Source organism: Streptomyces sp. 8K308, from assembly GCF_004348315.1.
Classification (GTDB): Bacteria; Actinomycetota; Actinomycetes; order Streptomycetales; family Streptomycetaceae; genus Streptomyces.
Window position 1 is genome coordinate 1 of record NZ_SMKC01000222.1, and the last position, 11,881, is coordinate 11,881.

At 76.9% G+C, this 11,881-nt stretch carries 6 protein-coding genes and 1 pseudogene; all 7 read left to right on the top strand.

Features of this window, described 5'->3' with window-relative positions:
- Nucleotides 1-535 (top strand): hypothetical protein (locus E1265_RS37270; RefSeq protein WP_165953870.1); only part of this gene is annotated, 535 nt, incomplete at its 5' end.
- Nucleotides 532-2,778, top strand: coding sequence for a vWA domain-containing protein (locus E1265_RS25065; RefSeq protein WP_132933277.1), 2,247 nt, complete (start codon nt 532-534; stop codon nt 2,776-2,778). The genes E1265_RS37270 and E1265_RS25065, both read left to right, overlap by 4 nt.
- Nucleotides 2,779-2,798: 20 nt before the next feature.
- Entirely contained in the window at nt 2,799-6,008 is a 3,210-nt protein-coding gene (locus tag E1265_RS25070; RefSeq protein ID WP_132933278.1) for a tubulin-like doman-containing protein, read from the top strand.
- Nucleotides 6,005-8,449, top strand: coding sequence for a hypothetical protein (locus E1265_RS25075; RefSeq protein WP_132933279.1), 2,445 nt, complete (start codon nt 6,005-6,007; stop codon nt 8,447-8,449). The genes E1265_RS25070 and E1265_RS25075 overlap by 4 nt, the downstream gene beginning before the upstream one ends.
- Complete coding sequence (locus E1265_RS37275; RefSeq protein WP_165953871.1) at nt 8,446-9,435, top strand: hypothetical protein; 990 nt, start codon at nt 8,446-8,448, stop codon at nt 9,433-9,435. The genes E1265_RS25075 and E1265_RS37275 overlap by 4 nt, the downstream gene beginning before the upstream one ends.
- Nucleotides 9,432-10,487, top strand: coding sequence for a hypothetical protein (locus tag E1265_RS25080; RefSeq protein ID WP_132933280.1), 1,056 nt, complete (start codon nt 9,432-9,434; stop codon nt 10,485-10,487). The genes E1265_RS37275 and E1265_RS25080 overlap by 4 nt, the downstream gene beginning before the upstream one ends.
- Nucleotides 10,484-11,881, top strand: a pseudogene (locus E1265_RS25085) (hypothetical protein); the annotation flags it as partial. The gene E1265_RS25080 and the pseudogene E1265_RS25085, both read left to right, overlap by 4 nt.

The following is an 11,881-nucleotide window of genomic DNA, read 5'->3' on the forward strand; positions in this document are numbered from 1 at the left end:
GCCCCCCGCCCCCGCCCTGACCGCCGACCTGGCGGCCCGGCTCGGCGAGGAGCTGCTGGCGGGTCTCGACCCAGCCGTCCCGGTCGCGGCCTGCGCCCGGCTCCAGGAGGGGCTCGGCCGGGCCGTGGAGCTCGCGCCGGAACGCCCGGCCGACGCCATGCCGCTCCTCCACGAGGCGCGGGAACGGGCGTACGCCGCGAACTGGCGCGCGGCGGGCCGCCGGGAGACCGCCGAGTGGGCCGCCCAGCAACTGCTCGTCCTGCGGCAGCCCCGGCCCGCGCCGGGGCCCGCTCCCGGTGACGTACTCAGCGCGCTGGAACGGGTCGTCGAGCACGGCGACCCGGTCGATCCTCGCCTGCGGGCGGACATCAGCGGACGGGTCGCCGCCCGGCGGGCCGAGCTGGAACGCCTGTACCTGGCGGAGCTGTCCCGCAGGGGGATCACGGGGCGGCCCGGCGCGACCGACCCGCGCGTGGCGTTCCGCCGGGACGGCCCGGGACCCCGTCCGGCGTCGACCGACGGAGGGCTGTCATGAGGGGGAGGTGGAACGGCCCGCCGACCGGCCGTGCGGTCCGGCTGGCCGGGGCGCTGCTGGCAGCGGGCGCCCTGCTGGCACCGCTCGGGCCCGGGGCCGCCGCCGCGCGGGACGGCGAGGGCGACGAGGGCCCGCGGCCGATCGACTTCGCCATCGTGGTCGACCAGTCCGCGAGCCTGAGCCAGGCCGACCTCGACCGGGAGGTCGAGGCCGCGGCCACCATCGCCCAGGCGGAGATCTCCGAGCGTTCCCGGGCCACCGTCATCGGCTTCGGCAGCGCGGAGCGGGAAGGCCAGACGGCGGCCCGACAGGTCTGCGAGCCGACCGTGCTCGACGCGGCGGGGCGGCAGCACGTCGGCACCTGCGCGCAGGAGCTGGCCCGCCCCGACCGGGACGTGATCGGCCCGGGCACCGACTTCCCGGCCGCCCTCAACCAGGCCCTCGAACAGCTCGGCGACGGCGTGCCCGAGACCACCCCCCGGGTGATCTTCCTGCTGACCGACGGCAGGCTCGACGTGAGCGGCAGCGTCAACTACGGCCCGCCGGACGAGCGCCAGGCGAACGGGCGCGAAGCGCTGCGGGACGCCCTCGCCGACGCCCGGGAGCAGCGGGTGCAGGTGTGGCCGCTGGCCTTCGGCACGGACATCGACCACGACGCCCTCCGCGCCATGGCGGCCGGCGGATACGTCGAGGGCTGCGCCGACCTGCCGGACGCCACGCCGAGGGCGCGCCTCGTCGACGACGCCGAGGACCTGCTGGACGCGCTGCAGCGCACCTTCGCCGCAGCCCGCTGCGCCCGGTACGAGGCGGGCAGCTCCGGCACCCCGCCGGTCGACCTCACGGTCACTATCCCGCCCATCGCCACGGACGGCTCGATCACCGTCTCCAAGCGCGACGCCGACGTCGTCGTCACCTACTACGACCCGGACGGTGTGCGGGTACCGCTCCAGGGCGCGGAGGATGGGTCCACGTTCGAGGTCAGCGGCCGGGACCGCCCGGTCGAGGCGCTGCGGGTGACCGATCCCAAGCCCGGCACGTGGCGGGTGCACCTGGAGCCGGGCGACGGCGGCCCCGCCGGGGAGGCGTCGGTCGGCGCCGTGTGGCAGGGCCGGCTGCTGACCTCGGTGGTGGTGGACCCGCCGTCGCCGCGCCCCGGGCAGGCCGTCACCGTCGAGACGCGCCTCCAGACGCGGGACGGGGTCGTGATCGACGACCCCGGGGTGCTGGCCGAGCTGAGCGGGTCGGCGCGGCTGGCCGTCGAGGGCTCGGAGCCCACGACCGTGGCGTTGCGTGACGACGGCGGGGGCGCCGACGCGCGCGCCGGGGATCTGGTGTTCAGCGGCTCGCTCGCGGTGCCCGACGGCGCCAGCGGCGACTTCACGGTCACCAGCACGCTGGCCGCGCCCGGTGTCGTCGGGGACGCGCGCCCCTTCCACGGCGTGCTCGTGGAGGGCGCCCCCTCGGTCGTGGCCGGCGTGACCGTCCTGGACGACAGGGTGAATCCGGGCGGGAGCGTCTCGGGAACGGTGGCCGTCACGAACGACGACGACCGGCCGCACTCGCTGCGGCTGGCCGTCCGGGGCCGGGAGGCGGCGGAGGGCCTCCGCGTGCGCCCGGAGTCCGTGCGGGTCGAGCCGGGCGCCGGCACCACCGTGCCGTTCACCGTCGAGGTCGGGGAGGAGGTGCCCCTGGGCCGGGTCGGGGGCAGCGTCGCGGTCCTCGACGAGGACGACGGCGGCCGGGTGCTGCACGAGGTGCACCTCGACGTGACCGTCACGGCCCCGCCGAGCTGGTGGGACCGGCACGCGTGGGCCGTCGCCGCCGGCTCGGCCGCCGCGCTGCTGTGCGCGGCGTCGACCGTCCTCGCGGCCCACCTGCGGCGTCGGCGCAGGGACCCCACCGGTCTGGTGATCGAGCTGCACCACGGCGGGCGCAAGGACACCCAGGCGGTCCGCGGGGTCAGGGACGGTGTCTTCCGCTTCGTCGTGGAACACCCTCCGGCCGGCCCTCCGACGCTGGCGGTGGCGCGGGCCGGGGCGGCCGGCGGCTACGCGCTGTGGCGCGGGGCGGGCGGATCGGTCCGGCTGCGGCCCGCGGGGGGCCGGAAGCGCACCCTGCGGCTCGGGGAGCGGTGCCCCCTCGACCACGACGCGGAGCTCGTGGTGCGCGACGCCGGGCCCCCGCGCCGCGCCACCGTGCCTTCCGGCGCCCCCGGACGGCGCCACGACATCAACGACTTCTGACGCGGAGAGACGACTGTCCCATGAAGATCTACCAGCCCATGCTCTTCGTCGGTCTGGGCGGCACCGGCAACCGGATCGGCGCGGAGCTGGAGCGCGCCCTGCGGCGCGAGTTGTGTGGCCCGGACGGCACGGCGCTGACCGGCGGCGGCCGGCGGGAGCCGTTCCAGCTGCCCGACTGTCTCCAGTTCGTCTACGCCGACTACAGCGAGGGCGAGCTCAACCAACTGCCGCACCTGAGCGCGCGGGGGTCCGAGGCCGCGGCCTACGCCCACACCGCGCGCGCCGTCCACGACCTGCTGCCGGCCGGTTACCCCGGCTCGGCCGACGTCGCCCGCATGCTCCGGATCGACCTGCACCAGGAGACCGCGCACTGGCTGCCGCCCGCCGAGGGGCAGCCGCGGGTGGCGCCGCTGAACACCGGCGCGGGCCAGCTGCCGACGGTGGGCCGCGCGGCGCTGTTCGGCACCCTCCGCAACGGCCTCGAACCGGTGCTCGGGCCGCTGCGTCAGGCCGTCGAGGCGATCGCCACCTCGGCCGGCGACCTGCGGGAGCTCGGCGGCCGGCACATCAGGGGGTGCGACGTGTTCGTGGCGTTCTCGGTGGCCGGCGGCACCGGCGCGGGCATCTTCTACGACTTCCTGCACCTGATCGGGCACGAGTTCGCGAGGACCTTCCGCCAGTCCATCGAGGGCGTGAAGATCTACCCGCTGGTGGTCATGCCGTCCGCCTTCCCGCCCGGAGCCGGTGGCGGCAGGGCGGCCGAGCTCAACGCCGGCCGCGCGCTGGTCGACCTCTCCCGCCTGGTCGACTCCCAGAACGCGCCGGACGCCCCCGAGGACTTCGGCGACACCGTGCCGAGCGGCACGCCGGGCGTGCTCTACCCGGGTGAGGGCCGGCTCACCCTGCGCCCTTCGACGGCGCAGACGGCGATCCTCTTCGGCAGGACCGCCGGCATCCAGCCCGACGACCTGCGCCGCTCGATCGCCGCCATCGTGATGTCGCTGATCGGCACCGAGCTGGGCGAGGGCGGCGATCCAGACGGTGACTTCACATCGTTCGCTGAGCGCTTCATCAACAAGTCCCTCGAGCGGGCCGCGCGCTCCCCCTCCGGCATCGGCCACCGCGGCCTCTCCACCAGCCTCGCCGCCTCGCTGACGGTGCCGGTGGACGACCTCGCGGAGATCGTCGCGGGACGGCTGCTGGCCCGTGGCGTGAGCGGCATGGTCGAGACGGCACGCCGGCCCGCCGCGGGGGGCGCGGAGCGGGTCGCCGATCTGTTCCGCGCCGCCGGGATCGGCGCGCTGTGGGACCGCGAACCGCGTCCGGTGGCGCTGCCCGACCCGCTGCCCAGGGGCAGCCGCGCCATCGGCGAGGCGCTGCGCGACCGGCTCGCCGACATGCTGGACGGGCTGCGGCGTCTCAAGGACGACCTCGACCGTGAGATGCCGCGGCTGGTGGAGGAGTTCAGTCCTGGCGCCGCCGCCCGCGGGCTGCTTGGCACGCTCGGCCCCTTCGCCCTCGCCGGGGTGTTCAACGGCGTCAAGGACCACCCCGAGCGCGTCGCCGAGGCCGGCTTCGTCGGCATGCTCGACAACCGGCGCAACCAGCCGGAGCGCCCCGAGGGGGTGCAGTTCGCGCCGCCGCCCGTGCCGCTGGTGCGCCGCGGCATGGCCGGCCTGGTGCCCGCCCGCTGGGGCGACCCGGTGGTGCGGACGTGCCTGGAGGAGCAGGACAGGTGGTACCAGTGGCGGGCCAACCGGCTGTGGCACGAGGCGTGGCGGGAACACGAGTTCCGCTGGCGGCCCAACCTGATGCGGACCCAGCGGAGCGTCGAGGAGTTGGTGGCCGCCCTGCGCGGGCACGAGGCGGAGGAGGAGAGGCTCTCCGCCGACCGCCAGCGGGAGCTCTACCGGGACGACCGCAAGGGCGTCTCGTACCTGCTGCCGCCGCAGAACGGCCTGGGGGCCTTCTACGGCGCCGTCTTCGAACGGCTGCGGCAGCACGACAGGCAAGCGGAGGGCGGGAACGAGGCCGGGCTGCTGGAGCGCCTGATCGAGCCGCGCGACTGGCGGGGGGCCTTGGACCAGGCGGCGCGGAACACCCCGCAGGCAGCGGTCACGGACCTGAAGCACCTCATCGAGAGCCGGGTCAAGCGGCTCTTCGTCGAGCCGGGCCTGGTCGGCGAGAGCCCGCTGCTGCCGTCCCTCGGCGAGCTGCTGCAAGCTGCCGCGGGCGGCGAGGAGGCCGCCGCCGGGGTCGACGCGCGGTGGCTGGAACAGCTCCGCGCCCAGCTTGCCAAGCTGCTCCCGGTCGGCTTCACTCCCGACGGCGAGGGACCGCTCAAGGTCCTCGTCGTCCATCCGCAGACCGAGGCCGTCACCAGGACCGAGCGCTACCTCGGCTCCGCGCTCGCCCTGCCCCGCGATAGCGCGGCCACCATCGAGTACCGCGCGGTGTCGACCGACTCCGTCACCGTGGTCCTGTTCCGCAGCGGGATGAGCCTCACCGACGTCTCCGAGGCCAACCAGGTGTTGCGGCTGTGGGCCCAGGCGCGGGAGACCGCCGCCCCGGAGGACGCCCTCGACTGGCGGCAGCGGCTGGGCTACGAGGACGACTGGCTGGCCAGCACCGAGGAGGACCGGCAGCGCATCCTGCACCACCTGCTGTGCGCCGTCTGGAACGGCCGGGTCGAGGTGCGCGGCGACCCGAAGTCCCCGGCCGCGGTGCGGATCCGGATCGCCGAGGGCGGCCCCGCCACCGTCACCCTGCGCCTCGACCGGCTGGACGACGGCATGTCCAGCTGGACGGGGCTGCTGTCCGCCTACGAGCGGTACGCCCTGCTGGACGAGGGGCACATCGTCCAGGTCATGCTCCAGCGGCTGATCCGGGCCCAACCCGACGGGCTGACGACGAAACCGGTGGCGCCCTCGCCGCTGTACCGGCTGCTGGTGCACGAGGTGGCGCCCCAACAGCTCGCGCTCCTCGACACCCTGGCCGCGGAACTGGGCGAGGAGTCGGAGCCGTGGCTCTTCCCGCTGCGGCACTTCTGGGGAGTGACCCTTCAGGGCGCCATGGACCTGCGCTTCCCGGGCCTCACCAACAAGAAGCGCCGGTCGCTCCGCACGCTGGAGAAGCAGCAGTTCGGCGGGCCCACCGGGACGGCGGACGGCGACGGCGACCGCGACGCCCGGTTCGGCGGCGACTCCGCCGGCGGGACGGAGGACTGGTGACGGCCCCGGTGTTCCGCCTCGACCTGCGGCAGGTCGTCCCCGGCGGCGCCGGCGCGGCCGAGGCCGTGGCCGGGGCGCGACGGCAGGACGCGCGACGCCTCCTCGTCCTGGACACGGCCGCCGCGCTCTCCGACCACCAGCGGCTCTACGAGGAGCTGCTCGCCTCCGGCACGCCGACGCTGTGCGTCGCGGTCGGCACCCCCGACGGGCCGCCGGTGGGCACGGCGGCGGGCCCCGTGCTCCGCCGTCCGCTGCCGCTGCGCCCGCCGGCGGCCGGGGTGCTGTGGGCGCCCCACACGGCCTGTGGCGGTGAGCTGCCGCCCGACGCGGCCGTGCACCACCTGACGGAGCTGCTCGCCGAGCCCGCCGTGTTCGACGCCGTGCTGGGCGAGTTGGCCCACATTCCCGGGGGCGTGGCGGTCCCCGCGCTGCGGGTCCTGGAGCGGAGCCTGTCGGAGGCCGCTCGCGCCCGCGCGTGGCGGCAGGCCCTGGAACGGCTCGCGGGGCAGCCGGCGGGGACCGCGGTCCCCGCCGGCTCCGACATGGGGGAGGAACTCCCGCACGCGCTGGCGGCTCTCGTCGGGGACGGCGTGCCGGAGCACCTGGGCGGCCACGCCTGGCTGGTGCCGGGGGGCGAGGTCGACGCGCGCCGTCGGGCGTGCGGGTCGGCCCTGGACGACGCCCGGGACGCCCTGGAGGACGTCCGCCGCCCGCACACCGCGCTGCGGCCGGCCGCCCTCCGGGACGCCGACCTGCCCGGCCGGCTCTCGCTGGTGGCCGACGCGCTCGACGCCTGTCGCACGACGGCCGCCCACGCCCTGCGCGACGGGGACGACGGCGACTTCGGGCCCGAGCAGCGTGCCCGGCTCCACCGGCGCGGCATCGTGCTCCCCGACCTGCCCGACGCCCCGGAGGCGTCCAGGGAACCCGTCGGACCCGCGCTGCGCGCCCACACGGTGTCCCTGCTCGGACGCGGCCTGTCGTTGCGGGCCGCCGCCGGACGGCTCACCGTCCTCGCCCGGCGCTCCCATCCGGCGGGGAGCGCGGCGCGCCTCGGCCGGCTCGACCGGATCTGTCCCACCGAGTTCCTCACCCGGCTCCGCTCCCCCGCGCCGTTCACCGTGGGGTCGGGTCGGTCCGTCAACGCCGCGCAGAGCGCCGCCGTGGCCTGCGCCGCCGGGCTCTGGCCGGGGGCGGGCTGGCTCCTCGGGCCGGCCGCCGGCCTGGCCTGCGCGGGCCTGGCGGCGCTCCTGCTCAGCCGACGGCCCAACCGCTCCCGGGACGGGCGTCTGGACGGCGGTGTCGTGGACCACGGCGGCCGGCTGCCGGGCGGTCTCGCCGGCGGCCTCGTGGGGGCGCTGGCCGGGCAACTGCTCGGCCTTCCCGGGTGGTTGGGGCTCGCCGCGCTCCTCGTGGCGGTGGTGGCGCTGGTGCTCCTCGGCCGGCGGTGGTGGACCACGGCCGTCGACGCCTGGTGGGACGCGATGGACGTGCCCCGCGCCACCGCGGCCGCGCACGGGATCCTCGGCCTGCTGGCCGAGGCGGCCGTGCGCGACTGGCTGCTGGCCGCCGCCCGGGCGCACTGCGGCAACGTCGCGCACGCGGCCTCCGCCGTGCTGCTGGGGCTGGCGGCCGAGGCGGACCGGCACGCCGCGCGGCAGCCCCGTGCCCCCGACCCCGGCGCCGGGGAGGACGCTTCGCGCGAGGAGGCCGCCGGCGACCAGGACGGCTGGGACGACTGGGACGACTGGGACGCGACTCCCGGCGGCCCCGACTCACCCGGCGCGGCCCCGGCCCCGGCCCGGGAGCCGGACCCGGGGCCGGGTCGGGACGCCAAGCTCGCGGGCCCCGTCGCACCCCCGTGGTTGCGCCGCGAGACGGGCGACGGTGGCCCCGTGCTCGTCGAGACGCTGGTGGGCGACCTGACCGCGGGCGTGACCCGGCTGCTCACCGAGCTGTGGGGAGGGGTCGAAGCGGCTCCCGCCGGCGTCGACGACGCCCCGGCCGTCCGGGACATGACGCGGCTCCTGGACGCGGAGAGTCGGCTCCTCGCCGAGAATCCCGCCGTCCTCCCCGCGTTCCCCAGGGCCGGCGGCCCACGTCCCGACGTCGCGGACCTGCTCGGCCTCACCACGGAGGCGGGGGACGACCGGTTCGAACGGCTCGACCGGCGCGCCGACGTCCCCGACCGGCCGCTGTGCGCGGTGGACCACCGGTGGATGCTCTCCGGCGATCCCGGTGCGGCGCGCCGCGTCCGCCTCGTCCCGCCGGTCCGGCACGGCGGCGACCGGGACCCGTCGGCCGGGGACTGGGAAGCGGCGCCGGACCGGGACCCCACCTGGACGACCACCGGACGGTTCACCGGAGTGGTGCGGCTGGTGCCGCTCCGCGACGGCGTGGTCGGGACCGCGCTCACCTCACCAGGGGGTGCGACGCCATGAAGGACCCGGAGCACGAGCTGGAGTTCCACACGCCCGCCGGGCGGCCGGAACGCCTCTCGGCCGTCTGGGACAGGGACCGGGAGGTGCGCGGCCGGCACCCGCTGGTCGCCCGCCGCGGCCGGCTGGGCGACGGCTGGCGGGTCTGGCAGGTCCGACTGCCCGGCACGGCCCGCGGCGACGAGCGGGCCAGGGAGGCGCTGGAGCACGAGGTCGGCGCGGCGGTGGCCCTCCACCGGGCTGTCGGCGACGGGCCGCACGGCCAGTTGTTCACCCGGCTGGTCGGCTACGACCTCGACGCGTCGGAGCCCTTCGTGGTCTACGCCCCGCGCCGGGGACGGGCCCTCGCCGACTGCGGGGCACAGCTGAACGGAAAGCAGCTTCACGTGCTTATGCGGGGGTTGGTACAGGCGGTACGCCTGCTGGAACACGTCGGGTACGTGTGCCGGGCCATCTCGCCGGACCGGATCTGGTGGGACGGCCGGAGCGCCTGGCTGTCGGAGCTGTTCGGGGCGGTGCCGACCGGGCAGCCGAGGACGGCGTTCGGCGAGGAGCCGTGGGCCGCGCCCGAGCAGCGCGCCGGCGTCGGCGAGAGCGACGCCCGCGACGACGTGTGGAGCGTGGCCCGCGTGATGTACGCGGTGTTCGCCGGCCATCCGGGACCCGCGACCGGCCCGCCTGCGGACCTGGACGCGTACCCCGGTCTCACGGCGCTGTCCGATGCGGGGGCCTTCTCCCCACGCGCCGCGGACCGGCCCGGGCCACGGCGCGTCCTACGGCTGCTCGACGTCGACGACCCGTCGCGGGGGGTGCCGCTCGACGACCTGGAGGCGGGACGTCTCGACTTCGACGAGAAGCTGGCCGCCAAACGGCGCTCCCTCGGCCTCGCCGCGCCGGCCGGCGGGCAGGACGACGCGGCCCGCGTGGGGGGCGGCGCGCCCCGGGCGGCGCGACCGTGGTGGCGCAGCGGGGGGCGGGGAGCGCGGTGACGGTGATCTGCCCCTACTGCCTGTGCCCCGTGGCCTACGACGAGAGCCGGATCCACGTCCGCAACGCCGAGGCGCGGTACGAGCCGTGGAACCCGTCGGCCGAGCCGAGCGAGCTGCTGCGGCCGGAGAAGCTGCGCCGCGCCTTCCAGCGGTGCGACAACGGCAGCGGCATGGAGGACCACTACCTGCCCGTGCCCTACCTCACCAACGGTGAGCCGCTGACCGTCGTGTTGGTCGGCAGCTCGGCCTCGGGGAAGACCCACCTGCTGGCCGCGATGATCGGCGAGGTGCTGCGCGGCGGCCTGGATCGCTACGGCGTCACCCACCAGCCCCTCAACCTCGACTGGCACCAGCGCTTCGTGCGGGACCGGGTCCAACCACTGCGCGACGGAAGGGTCCTGGGCCGCACCGCCACGACGTCCTTCGCCCACTTCGCCGACGGCCTGCTGCTCACGGGACGCGGCCGGACCAGGCCGGTGGTGTTCTTCGACCTCGCCGGCGAGGACCTCGTCGGGCACGGCGAGGCGGCACGCTTCCTGGCCGGGGTCGGCGCGTTCGTCTTCGTGGTCGACCCGCTGCGCGCGCTGCGCCTGCCGGAGCTCGAGGTGCCGCGCCGGCACGTCGGCATCCCCGAGAACGACCTGGGGGACGAGGCGTTCGCCTCGGTGCTCGCGCGGGTGCCCCGGGACGGTGCGTACCTGCGGGCGCTCGCGGCCGTCGTGGTGAACAAGAGCGACCTGGTGCGCTTCGAGCCGGCGGTGCGCCGGTGGCTGCTGCGGCCACCGCCGGAGGTGCTGACCCGCGACGCGCTGCGCGAGGAGAGCCGGGACGTCTACGCCTTCCTGCGGCGTCACGGCAGCGGCGCCTGGCTCCAGCCGTTCACCGACTCGGCGCGGTGCACGCTGCACTTCGTGTCCGCGACCGGGGGGCGCGAGCGGGGCGCCGTCTTCCCCCCGGGCGTCGCGCCGCGGCGGGTCCTCGCCCCGCTGCTGTCCCTGCTCGCCATGAGTGGGCTCCTGGAGGGCCCGGACCCGAGGGAGGTGGGGCTGTGACGGCGGGACGGCCCGACACCGTGGACCAGCTGGTCTTCCGCTGGGACGCCGACAACCCCACCGGGAGCACCGGCTTCGGGCTCGTCGCGTGGTCCGGCGACCGGGACCGGGCCGAGCGGGTGCAGCACGCGGTCGGCCCCCGGCTCCAGGTCGCCGGCGAGCCGGCCGCGCCCGGGCTGGTGCGGGTGCTGGGCAGAAGCGGGAACTCGGTGCTCCTCGGTCACCGGACCCCGGGACTCGACCCCGCCGGCCGGCCGGGCACGGTCTGCCACGCGTTGGAGGGGCCGGCCGAGCACCTGACCACGGCCGCCTGCCTCGCGCTGCACGCCTGGACCTGGCAGCGGGACCCGCTGCCGCTCGACCGGGTGCGAGGTCCGCTGGCCGCCGTGCCCGTCACCGATCTCACGGCCGGCCGAGAGGAGAACCTGCTCCGTCTGACCCGGGCGTCGCGGGAGCCACGGGTGACCGGCACGCTCGCCGCCGTCGTCGCGGAGGTGCTCCGGAACCCGAACCGCCGCTTCGCGCTGCTCGACCGCTCCGAAGGACGCGACCCGTTCGCCGTCCTGTGGGGGCTCCACGGGATCTTCGGCGAGCTGCTCGCCGGGCAGCCCCTCGGGTGGTCCTTCGCCACGCACGACACGGACGACGCCACGCGCCTGCGTTTCGTCTTCCTGCCCGACTGGCCGGCCCATGCCTCGGCGGACGGCAGCCGGGTCCGTCTCGATCCGGAGCGGCGCCGGGGCGACCTGGCCGACGAGCTCGCGGACCGGCTGACCCGTTGGCACCTCACGCCGGCGGAACCCGGCTTCGACGGCAAGGGGACGACCGTGGCCGCCGCCCTGCGCGCCGCGAGCCCGCCCCCGGGGCGCCGCGCCGACGACGGCTGGCTGCTGCGGTCGGCGGAGCGCGCCCTGGGCCGCGACTCCCGTCCCGGGCCGCGGCCCGGGCCCGGGCCCCGTGAGGTGCCCCGCCGCCCGGCCGACGACGAGCTGCTGCGCGCGCTGGGTCGGCGCGACACCCCCGCCGAGGACCTGCCGACGCTGCTCGCCGAGGCGGACGCGCGCCTCGACGGCTGGCCGGCCTCCCGACAGGAGCGGTTCTGCGTCCTGGTGCTCGAACGCCGCCTCTTCCTCGCGCATCTGGCGGCGGGCGAGCCGGACGACCGAGCCGCCCAGGTGACGCGGCTGTACCGCCGCGCCGTCCGCCGGTTCGCCTCCGAGCCGTGGGCGGCCGACCGACTGCGGACCCTGCTGCCCCAGCTGTGGCTGGCCTCCGACACGTCCCCGGCGGCCCGGGAGGTCCTGCGGGAGATCCTGGGCGATCGTCCCGGCCTTCCCGAGGACGTGTGGGTCGTGCTGTTCCGCGCGGCCACCCGGCCGCCCTCCCCCACACCC

What these genes read in the sequence shown, in the direction of transcription:
- E1265_RS25065 (WP_132933277.1), top strand. Translation starts at nt 532, where the DNA reads ATGAGGGGGAGGTGGAACGGCCCGCCGACCGGCCGTGCGGTCCGGCTG.
- E1265_RS25070 (WP_132933278.1), top strand. Translation starts at nt 2,799, where the DNA reads ATGAAGATCTACCAGCCCATGCTCTTCGTCGGTCTGGGCGGCACCGGC.
- E1265_RS37275 (WP_165953871.1), top strand. Translation starts at nt 8,446, where the DNA reads ATGAAGGACCCGGAGCACGAGCTGGAGTTCCACACGCCCGCCGGGCGG.